Origin of the sequence: Glycomyces niveus, from assembly GCF_017592475.1 — a bacterium.
In the GTDB taxonomy this organism is placed as follows: domain Bacteria; phylum Actinomycetota; class Actinomycetes; order Mycobacteriales; family Micromonosporaceae; genus Glycomyces; species Glycomyces niveus.
Genome location: NZ_JAGFNP010000010.1, coordinates 194,314 through 210,404, shown reverse-complemented (window position 1 = coordinate 210,404; position 16,091 = coordinate 194,314). Strand labels below are relative to the sequence as shown.

The 16,091-nt window shown below is 71.6% G+C and carries 15 protein-coding genes; 3 read left to right on the top strand and 12 right to left on the bottom strand.

Annotated features, from left to right (window positions below; translation table 11 throughout):
- Positions 1 to 216: 216 nt before the first annotated feature.
- Entirely contained in the window at positions 217 to 2,967 is a 2,751-nt protein-coding gene (locus J5V16_RS17830) for an AfsR/SARP family transcriptional regulator (protein ID WP_208497906.1), read from the top strand.
- A gap of 88 nt (positions 2,968 to 3,055) precedes the next feature.
- Here the strand turns inward: J5V16_RS17830 and J5V16_RS25890 are convergent, their stop codons facing one another.
- The 8 genes from J5V16_RS25890 to J5V16_RS17785 form a co-directional block, all read right to left on the bottom strand.
- On the bottom strand, positions 3,056 to 3,523 hold the full coding sequence (locus J5V16_RS25890) for a hypothetical protein (protein WP_243901371.1): 468 nt from the start codon (positions 3,521 to 3,523) through the stop codon (positions 3,056 to 3,058).
- A gap of 154 nt (positions 3,524 to 3,677) precedes the next feature.
- Positions 3,678 to 4,439 carry a type III pantothenate kinase gene (locus J5V16_RS17815; protein ID WP_208497900.1) on the bottom strand — a complete coding sequence of 254 codons (762 nt, stop codon included), beginning with the start codon at positions 4,437 to 4,439 and terminating at the stop codon, positions 3,678 to 3,680.
- A 3-nt stretch (positions 4,440 to 4,442) separates the two neighbouring features.
- On the bottom strand, positions 4,443 to 5,342 hold the full coding sequence (gene nadC / locus J5V16_RS17810; RefSeq protein WP_208497899.1) for a carboxylating nicotinate-nucleotide diphosphorylase: 900 nt from the start codon (positions 5,340 to 5,342) through the stop codon (positions 4,443 to 4,445).
- Entirely contained in the window at positions 5,339 to 6,994 is a 1,656-nt protein-coding gene (locus J5V16_RS17805; protein WP_208498013.1) for an L-aspartate oxidase, read from the bottom strand. Before J5V16_RS17805 ends, nadC begins: the two co-directional genes overlap by 4 nt.
- A gap of 576 nt (positions 6,995 to 7,570) precedes the next feature.
- Complete coding sequence (locus J5V16_RS17800; protein WP_208497897.1) at positions 7,571 to 9,067, bottom strand: S10 family peptidase; 1,497 nt, start codon at positions 9,065 to 9,067, stop codon at positions 7,571 to 7,573.
- A gap of 11 nt (positions 9,068 to 9,078) precedes the next feature.
- Positions 9,079 to 9,501: an aspartate 1-decarboxylase gene (panD, locus tag J5V16_RS17795; protein ID WP_208497895.1), complete on the bottom strand. Its 423-nt coding sequence runs from the start codon at positions 9,499 to 9,501 to the stop codon at positions 9,079 to 9,081.
- On the bottom strand, positions 9,498 to 10,325 hold the full coding sequence (gene panC / locus J5V16_RS17790) for a pantoate--beta-alanine ligase (RefSeq protein WP_208497886.1): 828 nt from the start codon (positions 10,323 to 10,325) through the stop codon (positions 9,498 to 9,500). Before panC ends, panD begins: the two co-directional genes overlap by 4 nt.
- The gene (locus J5V16_RS17785) at positions 10,322 to 11,221 is read right to left on the bottom strand and encodes a Rossmann-like and DUF2520 domain-containing protein (protein WP_208497885.1); all 900 of its coding nucleotides are present in this window, start codon (positions 11,219 to 11,221) and stop codon (positions 10,322 to 10,324) included. Before J5V16_RS17785 ends, panC begins: the two co-directional genes overlap by 4 nt.
- Positions 11,222 to 11,349: 128 nt before the next feature.
- Here J5V16_RS17785 and J5V16_RS17780 point away from each other — a divergent pair, with 128 nt between their 5' ends.
- Positions 11,350 to 12,276 carry an SAM-dependent methyltransferase gene (locus J5V16_RS17780; protein ID WP_208497884.1) on the top strand — a complete coding sequence of 309 codons (927 nt, stop codon included), beginning with the start codon at positions 11,350 to 11,352 and terminating at the stop codon, positions 12,274 to 12,276.
- Here the strand turns inward: J5V16_RS17780 and J5V16_RS17775 are convergent.
- Together J5V16_RS17775 and J5V16_RS17770 are read right to left on the bottom strand one after the other, a co-directional pair.
- A complete protein-coding gene (locus tag J5V16_RS17775; protein WP_208497877.1) occupies positions 12,273 to 12,485 on the bottom strand; it encodes a hypothetical protein in 213 nt (70 codons plus the stop codon). The two genes, J5V16_RS17780 and J5V16_RS17775, sit on opposite strands and share 4 nt — an antisense overlap.
- A 344-nt stretch (positions 12,486 to 12,829) precedes the next feature.
- A complete protein-coding gene (locus J5V16_RS17770; RefSeq protein ID WP_208497875.1) occupies positions 12,830 to 13,768 on the bottom strand; it encodes an AraC family transcriptional regulator in 939 nt (312 codons plus the stop codon).
- 107 nt (positions 13,769 to 13,875) lie between these two features.
- Here J5V16_RS17770 and J5V16_RS17765 point away from each other — a divergent pair, with 107 nt between their 5' ends.
- A complete protein-coding gene (locus tag J5V16_RS17765; protein WP_208497873.1) occupies positions 13,876 to 14,529 on the top strand; it encodes an NAD(P)H-dependent oxidoreductase in 654 nt (217 codons plus the stop codon).
- Between the two features lie 46 nt (positions 14,530 to 14,575).
- On the opposite strand, the gene J5V16_RS17760 is transcribed toward J5V16_RS17765, so the two are convergent.
- Together J5V16_RS17760 and J5V16_RS17755 are read right to left on the bottom strand one after the other, a co-directional pair.
- Positions 14,576 to 14,770 (bottom strand): ferredoxin, encoded by a 195-nt coding sequence (locus tag J5V16_RS17760; protein WP_243901370.1) that lies wholly within the window; start codon positions 14,768 to 14,770, stop codon positions 14,576 to 14,578.
- Between the two features lie 9 nt (positions 14,771 to 14,779).
- On the bottom strand, positions 14,780 to 16,021 hold the full coding sequence (locus J5V16_RS17755) for a cytochrome P450 (protein WP_208497871.1): 1,242 nt from the start codon (positions 16,019 to 16,021) through the stop codon (positions 14,780 to 14,782).
- Positions 16,022 to 16,091: the final 70 nt, after the last annotated feature.

The following is a 16,091-nucleotide window of genomic DNA, read 5'->3' as shown; positions in this document are numbered from 1 at the left end:
CCGGTCCGGGGCCGCGCCGCAGTGACACCCGGTGCAGCCCCGGGCCGGATCGCGGACCGGCGGTCGCGGTTCGTTCTCCGCGAGCGCGGCACGGTTAATGTGGGCGTTCGGCGGCACCGCCGCCGGGCGCACCGCCCGCGCCCTGCCCCCGCGATCGCCCGGCCCCGCTGCGTGGCGAATGCAACCATCACTGCGAGATGCCGCGCCATGACAGACATGATCCGAATCGGACTGCTCGGGCCGTTCCAGGTCACCGTCGACGGCCGGCCTGCGCCGATCGACGGCGGCCGGCAGCGGGCCGTCCTCGCCGCCCTCGCCCTCGCGGCGGGCAGGCCGGTGCGCAGCAGCGCGCTCGCCGCACTCGTCTGGGGCGAGGATGAGCCGACCGCTCGGCACCGCCTGCACGCCGTCGTCAACCGGCTGCGGCAGGTCCTCGGCGCTGACGCCATTCGCTCTTCGCCTGGTGAGTACACATTGGTTCTGGAGGCTGATGCGGTTGATGTGCAACGGTTCCGGGCGTTGATCCACGAGTCGAAGCACGCCGACGGTGCCGCCGAACTCGCGATCCTGGACCAGGCGCTCGGGCTCTGGCGCGGCGAGCCTCTGGCCGATGTGGACGCCGATGCGCTCGCATCGGCGCATGCACCGACGCTGGTCGAGGAGCGGCTGCGCGCGCTCGAACGCCGCGCTGACCTCGTCCTCGATGCGGGCGGGCACGCCGAGCTCGTGGCCGAACTGCAGGCGCTCACGAACGCGCACCCGCTGCGCGAGTTCCTGTGGTCGCGGCTCATGCTCGCCCTGCACCGGTCCGGACGCCAAGCCGAAGCCCTCGCTGCGTACCAGCGCATCCGCACCCTCCTGGCCGACCGGCTCGGCGTCGATCCCGGTGAGGAGCTGCAGCGCGTCCACCGCACGGTGCTGCGCCAAGAGCCGGAGCCGGAGACCGCCCGGGCCGCCGCGCCGGTGGCCGTCCCGGCGCCGAGGCAGCTCGCGACCGACATCCCCGGGTTCACCGGCCGCGCCGACCGCCTCGCCGAGCTCGACCGGCTGCTCGCCGATGCCGAGCACGGCCGCGCGCCCGTCTCGATCGCGGTGATCAGCGGTCCGGCCGGGGTCGGCAAGACCACGCTGGCCGTGCACTGGGCGCATCAGGTCGCCGACCGGTTCCCCGACGGGCAGCTGCACCTGAACCTCTCCGGCCACTGGCAAGGCGGCTCCGCCGACGCCGCCCTGATGACACTGCTGCTGTCGCTTGGAACGCCGCCCGAGCGGATCCCGCCGGACACGGAGGGCCGCTCGGCGGCGCTGCGCACTGCGCTCGCGGGCCGCCGCGTGCTCATGCTCCTCGACAATGTGCGGGACGCCGACCAGGTGCGGCCCCTGCTCCCGGGCGCGGACGGCCTGGTCCTCATCACCAGTCGGAACCGGCTGCGGAGCCTGCGTCGGCATGAAGGCGCGGCCCTGGTCGAACTCGACCCGTTCACGCCCGCAGAGTCGGCCGCGCTCCTGCAGCGCGTGCTCGGCCCTGAGGCGGTCTTGAAGCACCCCAACGCGATCGCGGAGCTCGCCGGGTTGTGCGGGCACCTGCCGCTGGCCGTCGCCCTTGCCGCCGAACGGGTCCGCAACACCGGTGTCTCGGTGCCGGACCTGGTCGAGGAGGCCAGCGACGGGACTGCGCGGCTCGACGCGCTCGATGACGGGGCCGACGATGTGCGCAAGGTCTTCGAGTGGTCGTACCGGGCGCTGCCGCCGCTGCCCGCGAAGCTGTTCCGGCTGCTCGGCACAGCTCCCGGTCCCGATATCGACGCGCCGGCCGCGGCGGCCCTGGCGGGCACGACGACCGTGGTCGCGCTCCGGAACCTGGAGCTGCTCGTCGACCACAATCTGCTGAAACGGCCCCGCCCGGGCCGGTACGAGCTGCACGACCTGCTGCGGGTCTACGCCGCCGAGCTCGCGTCCGCAGTGGACGGTGAGCAGGGTCGAGCGCGGGCGCTCGCGCGGCTTCTCGACTGGTACATCGCGACCGGACTCGCCGCTTGGTCGCACTTGCAGCCCACGTCGATGGGTCCGGGCCTGGAGACGCCGCGCACCGAGGTCGCGCCGCTCGCGTTCGCGGACGCCCCGGCGGCGCTCGACTGGTTCGAGACCGAGCACGACAACCTCATCGCCGGGGCGGGTGCGGCCGAAGCCGCTGGGCTGGACCGGAACTGCTGGCGGCTGGTGCACATCCTGTGGGCGCACCTGGACCGGTGCCGGGCCTGGCCGGAGATCGCGTCGCTCGGCGCGGCCGGTTTGGCGGCGGCGCGGCGGGCGGGCGACCGGGCCGGGGAGGCCGAGATGCTCACGATGGGGGCGAGTCTGCGGCATCTGCGGCGGTTCGACGAGGCGATCGCGTCGCAGCGGCAGGCGTTGGAGATCTACCTGGAGAGCGGGAGTCGCAGCGGGCAGGCGACGGTGCTGAACAACCTGGGGATGATCTTCCGCAGCATGGGAAGGCATGAGGAGGCGATCGAGCATCTGCGTCGGTGTGTTCGCCTTGACGAGGAGACCGATGAGCCGGGCGACCTGGCGGTGTCGCTGCTGAACCTCGCGCAGTCCTATTCGGAGGCGGGCCGGGCGGCGGAGGCGGTCGAGACGGCCGGTCGGTCGCTGGAGCTGCTGCGCGAGCTCGCCCACCAGCGCGGACAGGGTCGGGCGATGGAGACGATCGGACGGGCGCACGGGCAGCTCGGCGAGCACGCGGTCGCGGCGTCGTGGCTGCGGAGGGCGTCTGACCTGTTCGCCGGGATCGGCGACCGGTGGTACGAGTCGGGGAGCCTGACGCTCCTGGGCCGGGAGCTGCGGGCGGACGGGCGCGAGGAGGAGGCCGAGGCCGTCCTGTTGCGGGCGTTGGAGATCGCGACTGAGATCGACGATCCGCGCGCGGCGGAGATCCGCGACCTCCTTGAGGGGCAAGGCGAATTCTGAACCGGAGACGACAAGGAAGGGGCGTCCGGCGAAGGTGTGGCCGGACGCCCCTTCCGCGCCGCCTACGGAGGGCGGCGCGGGTGTTGGGTCAGTAGTCGCGGTTGTCGGGCTCGGCGCCGGTGATCCGGACGCTGAAGTCGCGGTTGTCCGGGAGACGGCGAACGTCGTCGCCGGTGATGCGGACGCTGAAGTCGCGGTTGTCGGGCTCGGCGCCGGTGATCCGGACGCTGTAGGGCGGCAGGAAGGTGTCGGGGCCCAAGTTGAACTCCCGGTTGTCGGCTCCATCGCCCGTGATGCGGACACTGAAGTCGCGGTTGTCGACCTCGTCGCCCGTGATGCGGACGCTCGGGTACGGCGGCGTGAAGCCGTCGGTCGCGCCGCCGGTGATCCGCACGCTGTCGCTGCTGTACGGCGGCGTGAAGGTGTCAGTGGTGTCGGCAGACGCGGGGGCGGCGAACGCGGCCACGGCCAGGCCCGCCAGCGAGCCGGCGGCGATGGTGCGGGCGCACAAGGTGATGGTGCGCCGAAGCGGAGAAGTGCTGGTGTGCTGGGTCATGGACCCAACCTATGGAGCGGCGCTCACGCGCCGCTCACTTCCGCCTCCCGCCTCGCTCACTCGCCGCTCCCGCGACCCGTGAGCGAGGCGCGCACCGCGGCCCGCGAGCGAGGCCTCCCCAAGGCAAGAGTGAGGCCCGCCCGCGGGGCCTGGGTCAGCGGTTGCGGTCCCAGATCATCCTGAGGCCGTGCAGGGTCAGGTTCGGTTCGTAGTGGGTGACCGTCTCGCACTGCTCGATCACGACCGGGGCGAGGCCGCCGGTGGCGACGACCGCGGTCGGGTCGGTGCCGAGTTCAGCGGTGATGCGGCGGACGAGGCCGTCCACCTGAGCCGCGGTGCCGTACACCATGCCCGACTGTAGACACTCCACAGTGTTCTTGCCGATGACGCTGCGCGGCTTGACGAGCGGAATCTTCAGCAGGTTCGCGGCACGGGAGGCGAGGGCGTCGATCGAGATCTCGATGCCCGGGGCGAAGGCCCCGCCGAGGAAGTCGCCGTGCTCGGAGATGACGTCGATGTTCGTCGAGGTCCCGAAGTCGACGGTGATGCACGGCCCGCCGTAGAGGTGGAAGGCCGCGTGCGTGTTCGCGATGCGGTCGGGCCCGGCCTCGCGCGGGTTGTCGATGCTCAGGCGCACACCGGTCTTGATGCCGGGCGCGATCTGCACCAGGTGCGCGTGCGGGTAGTACCGCTGCACCATCTTAGCGACCTCCGCGCCCTGCTGGGGCACTGTGGACGAGAGCGCGATGCCGCTCAGGTCGACGCCGTCGCCGTCGAGCAGGGCCCGGAAGGTGAGCCCGAGCTCGTCGGCGGTGGCGTGCGGATCGGTGCGGATCCGCCACGAGTGCTTGAGGGTCTCGCCCTCGAACACGGCGAGCACCGTGTTGGTGTTCCCGATGTCCACGCACAGCAGCACGGTCTACTCCTCGAAGTCCAGGCCGATGTCCAGAATGGGCGACGAGTGGGTGAGCGCGCCGACCGAGATGTAGTCGACGCCGGTGGCGGCGTAGTCGACCACGGAATCGAGGCTGATGCGGCCGGTCGCCTCGAGTTCGGCGCGGTCCCCGACGGCCTCGACGACCTCGGCGAGCTCCTTGGGGCTCATGTTGTCGCACAGGAGGAACAGTGCCCCGGCGGCGACCGCTTCGAGGGCCTCGTCGAGGGTCTCGACCTCGACTTGGATGTCGATCTCGGGCTCGGCGGAGCGGACGGCGGCGAAGGCCTCGCTGATGGACCCGGCCGCCTCCTTGTGGTTGTCCTTGATCATCGCCACGTCGTACAGGCCCATGCGCTTGTTGTCGCCGCCGCCGGCGCGCACCGCGTACTTCTCCAGGGCGCGCAGGCCCGGCGTGGTCTTGCGGGTGTCGAGGACGGTGGTGTGCCAGTCGGCGAGCACGTCCGCGAAGCGGCGGGTGTGGGTGGCGATGCCGCACAGGCGGCACAGCAGGTTCAGGGCCGTGCGCTCGGCGGCGAGGAGCGAGCGGGTGGGGCCGGAGACGCGGGCGAGGACCTGCCCGGCGCGGATGCGCGCGCCTTCGTTGGCGAGGTAGGTGAACTCGATGTCGCCGGGCATGGCGTGGAAGACCGCGTGCGCGACCGGGAGGCCCGCGAGGAGCCCGTCGGCGCGGGCCGTGATGGCCACAGTGGACTTGTGCTCGGGTCCGAAGATCGATTCGGAGGTGACGTCGCGGCGAGCGTGCGAGAGGTCCTCGTCGAGGTAGTCCTGGACGGCGACGTACACGTCTTCAGGGTCGAGGCGGAGGGCGAGCAGGCGCTCGTCCAGTCCGGCCCCGCCGGGCGAAGCGGCGAATCGGCTCATGCGATGGGCTCCCATGTGGTGTCGAGCTCCCCGTCGGAGCTGATGGAGAGGCTGAGGTGGCCGAGCCAGGCGGCTTCGGCGTCAGGATGGTCCTCGCGCCAGTGACTGCCGCGGGTCTCGCGGCGTCGGTGGGCGGCGGCGGTAACCGCGGAGGCGACGGTCAGCAGGTTCGTCGCCTCCCATGTGGCCGGTCGTGGACGACCAGACACATTGTCCCCCAAAGCCGTCAACGACGCAGCGGTGGCCTCCAGTGACGATTCGGACCTCAGCACCCCGGCCCCGGCGGTCATGGCCTCCTGGATCGGGGCGCGCGAGGTCGTGGAGCAGACGTCCCCTTCGCCCTCGGGCGCTTCGGCGACGCCGGGGCTGGGCTTGCGCTCGGCGAGGTCGTCGGCGATGCGCTGGGCGAAGACGAGCGCTTCGAGCAGCGAGTTGGAGGCGAGGCGGTTCGCGCCGTGCAGGCCCGTGCAGGCGGCCTCGCCGGCCGCGTACAGGCCCGGGACGCTGGTGCGGCCGAACAGGTCCGTGCGCACCCCGCCCGAGGAGTAGTGGGCGGCGGGCGCGACCGGGATCATGTCGACGACCGGGTCGATGCCGAGTTCGCGGCAGGACGAAGTGACCGTGGGGAACCGGGTCTCGAGCATCTCCTTGCCGAGGTGGCGGGCGTCGAGCCACACGTGCGGGCGGCCTTCGGCGCGCATGCGGGCGGTGGCGGCCTTGGCGACGACGTCGCGGGGCGCGAGCTCGGCGAGCTCGTGCGCGCCGACCATGAACCGGTCGCCCGAGAAGTCGCGCAGGTGCGCGCCCTCGCCGCGGATGGCCTCGGTGATCAGGGGCTGTCGGTCCCCTCCGATACCTTCGAGGAACAACGCGGTGGGGTGGAACTGGACGAACTCGAGGTCGGTAACGGTTGCCCCGGCCCGGAGGGCCAGCGCCACGCCGTCGCCGATGGACACCGAGGGGTTGGTGGTGGACTGGTAGATCTGGCCGAGGCCGCCGGTGGCGAGCACGACCGCGCGGGCCTCTACACCGCCGACGCCGTGCTCGACGCCTTCGCCGAGGATGTGGAGGCTGACGCCGGCCGCGTGCCCGCGGGCGTCGGTGAGCAGGTCGAGGACCATGGCGTGCTCGATGATGCGGATCCAGGGGTCGCGCAGGACCGCGGCGTGCAGAGCGCGCTGGATCTCGGCGCCGGTGGCGTCGCCGCCGGCGTGGACGATGCGGCGGGCGCGGTGGCCGCCTTCGCGGGTGAGCTGGAGCGAGCCGTCGGGGTGGCGGTCGAACTCGGTGCCGAGGTGGATGAGGTCGGCGATGCGCGCGGGGCCTTCGGTGACGGTGACGTCGACCGCGGCCGGGTCGCAGAGGCCGACGCCGGCGATCTGGGTGTCGCGCGCGTGGGATTCGGGGGTGTCGAGCGGGTCGAGGACGGCCGCGACGCCGCCTTGGGCCCAGCGGGTGGAGCCGTCGTCGATGCGGACCTTGGTGACCACGGTGACGTGGAAGCCGGCGCGGCGCAGGTTGAGGGCGCAGGTGAGGCCGGCGACGCCGGAGCCGATGACGCACACGTCGGTGGTCTCGGTCCAGGTCGGGGCCGCGGCCCGGAGCCGGCGCGGGAGGCGCGGCAGTTCGGGCAGCGGCTCGGTGTGAGGCATGGTCGCGGGTGGCACGCGTTGCCCTTCTAGCGGCGGGCGCCCGGTCGCCCGGGTGCCCTGGTGTCGGGTACGCCGCCGATGGGCGCGGCGGTCGGCTCAACTGTGCACCTGCGGGCACGCGAGGTGCCAACCAGGTGTGGCGTGCGTCCCGGTTTCCGAACGCGGGAGGCGGACACGAGGCGGGCCGGGAGGCCCGCCGCGGTGCGGCGCGGTCGCCGCGCGGGTTCCGCGCTGTCGGCTCCGCCGACCGCGCTCGCTGCCCGGAGCGGCGCGATCCCGCGGGTTGTCGCGACTCGCCCTGGAGCGGACCCGGATTCGGGGCACGCCGCAGGTGCGACTCGGCGCCGGGAAAGGACCCCCGGTTTCGACGCTAGCGGCGCGAACCTGAAGGGGAGCTGAAGCGAGGCATCCGTCACGCGTCGATCGGAGCGATCGGCACTTGCGGGTCCGCGCGGTGCGCGAGGCGACGGGCGGTCTTCGCCGGAGTCCGCCGCGCGGGTCGCTTGACGCGCCAGGGTCTCGCTGAGGCCGCCGCGGGCGGCCTCGGCGAGACCCTGGTTCGCGTGCATGACTCAGCTAGCCCCGGTTGCCGCGGTTGGCGGCGCGCTGGATGAAGTCGGCGAGGTCGGCGGACTGCTGGATGCGCGACTCCTCGTGGACGTACATCATGTGCCCGGCGGGGTAGGTCTTCGTCTCGATGCGCTCGCGGTCGGCGAGGGGGATCTCGAGGTGGTCGAGGGTGTACTCGATCGCCTCGATCGGGACGCCGCCGTCGTAGCGGCCCATCGCGACGTGGACCTGCAAGAACGGGTTGAGGCGCATGGCGTTGCCGAGTTTGCCGATGACGTCGACGGCCTCGCCCTCGAACTCCTTGTACGACCACGGGTGCACCGCGCGCGAGAGCCGCTCGTACACGTGCTCGTTCTCGTACTCGAGCTCGGAGCGCAGGTAGTACTGGAGGGCGGCCGTGTACGGGCCGTCGGTGCCGACGAGGAAGGGGTCGTACGGCATCCGCTCGTGCGTGTAGTGGTCGGCGGGGCCGGTGAAGCGGGTGTCGAGGCGGCCGGTGACCAGGCGCTTGTGGCGCAGCAGCTCGGCGTAGTACCGGGTGTGCTCCAGGCGCAGGTTGGCGCGGTCGACGTAGTCCTCGCTCACCCCGGCGAGGGAGGCGATCTTGGCGACGGCGGCGGCGCGCTCCTCGGGGGTGAGGTTCTGGCCCTTGGCGAGGACGGCGCGGAACTCGTCGGCGTAGGCGCGGGCCTCGTCGACGACGTCCTCGAGCGCCCGGTCGGGGTGGAGCCCGTGGTAGTGCGCGGTGGCCGCGTACGTGGGGAGGAACAGCGGGTCGGGCAGTTCGGAGCGGCTCGCGTGGTAGAGCGTCTCGGTGTTGAACGCGGGGGCGATGAACATGACGCCGTTGAGGAACAGGCCGAAGCGGCTCTGGAGGTAGTCGGCGAGGGCTGCGCCGCGGGTGCCGCCGTAGGACTCGCCGATGAGGAACTTCGGGGAGAGCCAGCGGTTGTGGCGGGTGGTCCAGAGGCGGATGATCTCGCCGACGGACTCGATGTCGCGGGTGAACCCGTGGTAGTCCTTGGCCTTCTCGCCTTCGACGGCGCGCGACCAGCCGGTCGAGACGGGGTCGATGAAGACGAGGTCGGTGTGGCGCAGGAGGGACTCCTCGTTGTCGAGGAGGCCGTACGGGGGCGGGGTGAGGCTCCCGGCGTCGCCGGAGTCGACGCGGCGGGGGCCGAGAAGGCCCATGTGCAGCCAGATCGAGGAGGAGCCGGGGCCGCCGTTGAACGCGAAGGTGACGGGGCGGTCGGTGACCTCGGCGTCGTCGACGGTGTACCAGGTGATGGAGACCTCGGCCTTGGGCTTGCGGCCGTTGAACTTGTCGTCCTCGGTGATCTCCTCGCGGAGCACGATCCGACCGGTGGTCGCGGTGTACGCGAGGTCCCCGAGGGTGTGGTGGGTGGTCTTGAGGTCGTCGGCGGGTTCGGCCTTGTCGGCCGCCTTCGCCTCGTCCTTCACGATGCCGTTGTCGGCGTCGTCCTTGTTGGGTTCGTCGCTCATGAGACCAGAACTTACCGCGCGGCTAGTGGGGACGCCACAGGGTTGCCGGCGGTGCCGGGCGCGGGGTTCGCCTTGTCCGCGTTGACCTCGATGATCTCGTTGCGCTCGTTCACATGGACGACGGTGGGCTTGAAGGCGCGCGCCTCGGCGTCCTCCATCTGCGCGTACGAGATGAGGATCACAAGGTCGCCGGGTTGGACGAGTCGGGCGGCGGCGCCGTTGATGCCGATGACGCCGGTGCCGCGCTCCCCCGCGATCGTGTAGGTCTCGAGGCGGGCGCCGTTGGTGATGTCGACGATGGCGACCATCTCGCCGTCGAGGATGTCGGCGGCGTCGAGCAGGTCCGCGTCCACGGTGACCGACCCGACGTAGTGCAGGTCGGCCTGGGTGACGGTGGCGCGGTGGATCTTGGACTTGAACATGGTCCGGATCATCGGGCGTCTCCAATAGTGACGGGGGCGTTGTCGATCAGGCGGGTCGTGCCCGCCTTAGCGGCGATGAGCAGCCTCGCGGGCCCCTGTGCGGGGGCCTCTCCGAGGTCGTTCGCCCGGACGACGACGTAATCGACGTCCAGGCCGGGCTCGGCGGCCAGGGTCTGCTGGGCCGCGGCGAGCGGGTCGGGCGAGTCCTGCGCGGCCTTGATCGCGCGCGGGATGGCAAGGGCGGCAGCGCGTTCGGACTCGGAGAGGAACACGTTCCGGCTCGACCGGGCCAGGCCGTCGGCCTCGCGGTCGGTCGCGACGGCCTCGATCGCGATGCCCATGTCGAGGTCCGCGACCATGCGCCGGACCATCGCGAGCTGCTGGAAGTCCTTCTCCCCGAAGCAGGCCGCGTCGGGCCGCGTCAGGTGGAAGAGCTTCGAGACGACGGTGAGCACCCCGGTGAAGAACCCCGGCCGCGAAGCGCCCTCGAGGATCTCACCGTCAGGTCCGGCGTGGACGGTGGTGAGGCCGTCCCGGCCGTCCGGGTACATCTCGTTGACGCTGGGCGCGAACACCAGGTCCACGCCCTCGGCCTCGCACATCGCCAGGTCCGCGTCGAGCGTGCGCGGGTACTTGTCCAGATCCTCGTTCGGCCTGAACTGCAGCGGGTTCACGAACACCGTCACGATCACCGAATCGGCGACCGCCTTGGCGCGCTTGAAGTTCGCCCGGTGCCCGTCGTGCAGCGCGCCCATCGTGGGGACGACGGCGACGCGGCCGGGCAGGGCCGCGCGGGCCTTCGCCAGGTCGGCCTTGGTGTGGACCAGGACCGTCACGACTCCTCCTTCAGGGGTTGGGCGAGCACGTCGAGCAGGCCTTCGGCGTCGGTGCTCTGCAGGCGGCCCGACGCGAGCGCCCGCTCGGCGGTGCGGCGGGCCATCGTCCGGTACACGTCCTCGATGCCCGTCCCGGCCAGCGCACCGAGGTGCCGGGCGACGGTGCCGGCGTCGCCGCGCGAAACGGGGCCGGTGAGCCCGGCGTCGCCGTGGCGCAGCGCGTTGTCGAGTGAGGCCGACACGAGCGGCGAGAGCAGCCGCTGCGGGTTCGCGACGCCGATGGCGCGCAGCTGGTCGGCGGCGTCGTTCACGAGCGTCATGAGGTGGTTGGCGGCGTAGACGAGTGCGGCGTGGTAGCGGGCGCGGTCGGCCTCGTCCACATGCTCGGGCTCGCCGCCCATCTCGAGGACGAGCGCTTCGCCCACGAACCGGGCCTCGGCTTCGCCGGTGATCGCCCAGGAGACGCCCGCGAGGCGCTCCAGGTCCTCGTCGCGGCCGGTGAAGGTCATCGCGGGCGCGAGCGCGACGGTGAGCGCCCCCGCGTCGCGGGCGGGCCGCAGCACGTCGGCGCCGAGCGCGCCTGAGGTGTGGACCCAGATCTGTCCGGGCCGGACCGGGAGGGAGGCGACGAGGGGCGCGATCGCGTCGTCGGGGACGGCGATGAGGACGAGTTCCGCGGCCGCGACGACGTCAGGGGCGGGCAGGATCTCGGCGCCGGGGAGGTGGCGGGCGACGCGGGCGAGGGAGGCGTCGGATACGGCGGAGGCGGCGACGACCCGGTGGCCGGCGCGGGTGAGGGCCGCTCCGACGACGGAGCCGACCCTGCCTGCGGAGACGACCCCGACGGCGAGCCGGGAGGCGGGCCGCTGCGGGGCTGCGCTGCGCTGCTGATCCATGATGCTGATCCAGTCCTTGTGGAGGTACCGGTCATTGCTTACGCGTTAATTGTGCTTCGCAGGATTGCTAACGCCAGTCCGGGAGGCTACGAGTGGCAATTCTCACTCGGGGCGCTAGGGTCGGCGCCATGACGGGGTTCGAGCGCTGGAGCGCGGCGATGGCTCGGACGCTGTACGGGCCGGGCGGGTTCTACCGGCGTGAGCTGCCGGGACGCCATTTCGCGACGAGCGCGCAGACCCCGGTCTTCGCGGAGGCGGTCGCGCGCCTCGCCGACGACGTGGACGCCCGCCTCGGCCGCCCCGACCGATTCACGATCCTCGATGTGGGGGCGGGCGGGGGCGAGCTCCTCGAACGCCTCGCGGGCCTCCTCGACGACCGCTTCCGACTCGCGGCCGTGGAGCTGCGGCCGAAGCCGCCGCACCTGCCCGACCGCATCGCCTGGGGGCCCGACCTGCCCGATGCGGTGGACGGCCTGCTCATCGCCTGCGAACTGCTCGACAACGTCCCTTGCGATGTGGCCGTGGTGGATCCGGACGGGCGGGTCCGGTACGAGGAGGTCGACGGCACCGGCGCGACCCGCCTCGGCGACCCGGTCGATGACGAGGACGCGGCCTGGCTCGCCGAGTGGTGGCCGATCACCGCCCCAGGCGAGCGCGCCGAGATCGGTGCGCCCCGCGACGCCCAGTGGCGCGGCCTCACCGCCCGCCTCACCCGGGGCACCGCCCTCGCGATCGACTACGGCCACATGAAGGACCACCGGCCCGCCGCCGGCACCATGAGCGGTTTCAGGGACGGCCGAGAGGTCCCCCCGATCCCGGATGCGACCCGCGACATCACCGCGCATGTCGCCGTCGACGCCATCGACTGCGATCGCCGCGAGCCCCAGCGGGAGGCCCTCCGGCGGCTCGGCCTCGACGCGTCCCTGCCGCCGATCCACCTGGCGTTCCAGAATCCCGTCGGATACGCCGAAGCGCTGGCAGAAGCCAGCGCTGCAGCAAGGCTCACCGATCCGGAGGGCCTAGGAGCCCATTGGTGGCTCCGAACCGACCGCTAGAAAAGGTCCTCGGCCTGATCCACCGTCGACGCCCGCACGGCCCAGGCGTCGAGCATCTCGAGGTCCTGGCACCGCTCGATACGCGCCCGGAGATCCGAATCCAAGTGGATCCCGCGGTCGTTCAGGATTCTGAGCACCAGCCCGGCGACATGGTCGGCGGCCGACTTGCGGGCGAGCCCGGAGCCCCATTCGTAGGTCATGGTCTGCATGATGTTCCTCCAGATTTCTCTGGCGCAACCTTCGCCGAGACCGACTTCCGTCAGCTCGGCGAGGCGCGCGCCGTGGTGTGGATCGGGCGGTCGCGGCGCTCGGCGTGACGACGAGCAGCACAGCTGGGATCTGGTACTTGTTCTCGAGATAGCTGAGGTAGTAGGCCCAGCTGCGGATCCTCGATTCGTCTTCCTTGTTCTGCGCCTCGACTACGAGCATCATCGGCCCGGCTGAGGTCTCAGCCCGCAGGATCGTGTCGACGAAGCGCTCGACCGGTCGGTCCTTGCCCGGGAACGACGCGCCGCTCTGGCAGTCGCGTATCCGATATCACTTGCGGCGGTGGTCAAAGCGTGGCGAGCACGCCTGTCGTTTTTCGGTATTCACTGGGGCTCTTGCCTTTGCGGCGTTTGAAGGCGTTGCTGAAGCCGAACTGGTCGGCGTAGCCGATGCGGCGGGCCACTTGGGCCACGGTGAGGTCGGGGTCGGCGAGGAGTTCTTCGGCGAGCTGCATGCGCCATTCGGTGAGGTAGGTGAGGGGCGGTTCGCCCATGATCTCGTTGAAGCGCTTGGCGAGCAGGGCGCGGGAGACGCCGGCCTCACCTGCGAGGCCGGCGACGGTCCAGGGGTTCGCGGGCCGGGTGTGGATCGCTTCGAGGGCCGGTCCCGCAACGGGATCGGCGAAGCCGCGGTACCAGACGGGGGCCTGGGTTCCCTGCTGGTCGAACCAGGCGCGGAGGGTGCAGACGAGGCCCCAGTCGAAGAGGCGGTCGATGAACGCCTGGGTGCCGGGCTTGCGGCTGGCGAAGTCGGCGGCCGACGAGTCGAGCCAGATGCAGATGTCGGAGTCGTCGTCGATGACCAGGACGGGCGGGAGGGCGCGCAGGAGGCGTTCGTGGCGGCGGCCCGAAGCCCGGTAGGCGCCCACGAACAGGGCCGTGGCCTCGCCTTCGCCGCCGATGGGTTGCGACACCGCCGCTTCCGCGCAGGCCTCGGGGTCGAAGCAGGTGAGCCAGTATTCGAGGTGGGGGCGGTCGACCGAGGCGGCTTCGTCTGCCATGCGGAACGGCTCACCCCCGCTCACGACGGCGGTCTGCCCGGCCTTGAGCGCGACTCGGGTGCCGTCGTGGAGCAGGAGCACCCCGCCGCCGCCGCGCGCCACGGTGACCATCGTCAAGGGGGCCCTGTCGTCGAAGCTGACCACCCACGGGGCCTTGAGGATCGCGTCGCTGAGGATGGCGCCTTCGGCGCGGATGCCTCCGAGGAGTTCACTGAGCGGGTCCATCCGCCAATCGTAGACGCACACGCATGGATCGGAGCGTTCCGGCCATCGCGCGTCCACCCGTTCGCGGCTGTACTGGATCCAGGCACCACCACCGCTTGGAGGACATCATGACCGGACGGACCGCGCTCGTCGTCGTCTCGCACCACCGCGCCGACTCGCTCACCGCCCACATCGGATCGGTCGCGGCAGCGCGGCTCGAAGAGGCCGGGTACGCCGTCGACCTGCTCGACCTGCGCGCCGAGGGCTTCGACCCGCGCATGACCGTGGAGGACCAGCCGGACTGGGACGACCGCGAGAAGGTCTACTCCGCGGAGGCGCGGGCGCACATGGACCGGATCCTCGCCGCCGATCTCATCATCTCGGTGTTCCCCGTCTACTGGAACGGGTTGCCCGCCCTCCTCAAGGGATGGATCGACCGGGTCTGGAACTACGGCTTCTCCTACGGGCGCAGCAAGCCCCGGCTCGCGGGGAAGCGGATGCTGTGGATCGGGACGGCGGGCGCCCCCGAAGGCGACGAGTACTGGGCCTCGCTGCAGGACATCCTCGATCGCACACTGCGCGATGGCATCTCCTTCTACAGCGGGATCACCGACGCCGCCGTGGCGGTGCTGCCGGACGCCGAGGGCGAGCCGCAGATCGTCGACGCCGAAGGGAATCTCACCAAGGGCGAGGCACTGACGGGCGGGCAGCGGGTCGCCCACTACGCGGCGCTCGACCGCCGGGCCGTCGAGCACCTAGAGAAGTTCCTCGCGCTCGACTGAGGACGACGGCACCCGCTGTCGCCTCGCGGTGCAGCGGTGCCGGGCTTCAGGATTCGAGGCGGAGCGCGCCCGCCGGGCACAGGCGCACCGCGTCGGCCACCTCGCCGTCGCAGTCCTCGGCCTCGTCCGCCAGGAGCACGACGCGGCCGTCCTCGTCGTCCTGGTCGAAGTACTCCGGTGCGGTCAGCGCGCACATGCCCGAACTCGCACACGCCTCCGTGTCGGCGACGATCCTCACCATGGGTCCTCCTTACCAGGTCACCGGGAGTTCGGCGACGCCGTAGAAGCTCTGCCCGGTCACCAGCGGCACCTCCGCGGCGGGCACCGCCAACCGCAGGCCGGGGAACCGCTCGATGAGCCCGGCGAACGCGATGCGCATCTCCATGCGCGCCAGCTGCTGCCCGAGGCACTGGTGCACGCCGTGCCCGAACGTCAAGTGTCCCTTGGCGTCCCCGGTAACGTCCAGCTTCTCGGGCTCGATGAAGTGCGCCTCGTCGCGGTTGGCGGTCTGCACGTAGACCGTGACGTACTCGCGCGCCTTGATCTGGTGCCCTTCGAACTCGAAGTCCTCCTTGACCTGCCGGATGAGTCCGGTGTGGATGATCGTGAGGTAGCGCAGCAGCTCCTCCACGCCCCCGGCCATGAGCTCGGGCCGCTCGCGCAGCAGGTCCCACTGGTCGCGGTTCTCCAAGAGCGCCATGGTGCCCAGGGCGAGCATCTTGGCGGTGGTCTCGTGCCCGGCGACGAGCAGGAGGATCGCCATGCCCGCCACCTCCTCGTCCGTCAGGTCGGCGTCGGCGGCGAGGTCGGAGAGCAGGTCGTCGGTGGGGTCCGCCCGCTTGGCGGCCACCAGTTCGCCGATGAACGCGAAGAGGTTCAGCATGGCCCGCTGCTTGCCCTCACCGGTCTCGTCGGTCGTGAAGATCGCCCTCGCGTCCGCCTCGAACCGCTCACGCTGCCCGTACGGGACGCCCAGCAGTTCGCAGATCATCATGGCGGGCACCGGGACCGCGAATTCGCGCACGAGGTCGGCCGGGCGCGGCCCGGCCGCGAGGGCGTCCAGGCGCTCGTTGACGTGCTCGGCGATGCGCGGCTCGAGCTGCTTCATCCGCTTGACGGTGAACACGCCGGTGAGCTTGCGGCGCAGGCGGGTGTGGTCGGGCGGGTCCATCTCGATGAACATGCCCGGGGTGAGCGGGAAGTCGCCCTCGAAGTCGAGGTAGGCCTCAACACCGGGCATGGGGATCGGCACCTGCGCGGGGCCGCCGAGGGTCGAGCTGAACCGGGTGTCGGCCAGGACCTTGCGCGCCAGGCGGTGGCTGGTGACGAGCCAGCCCAGGCGGCCCTCGGGGTAGTAGCGCATGCGCCGCATCTCGCTCCCGCGGTGCAGGGCCATGACGGCGGCGGGCGGGTCGAACGGGTGGTCGCGTTCGAGGGGGATGCCGTAGGGGATGTCGCCGGTTGACACGGCAGCGTCGGCGGGTGTTGACATCGGTGTCTCCTCGGTGGTGTTCCGGCCGCGCCCCGCGCGACCTACGTATAGATACACTATACGTATATAC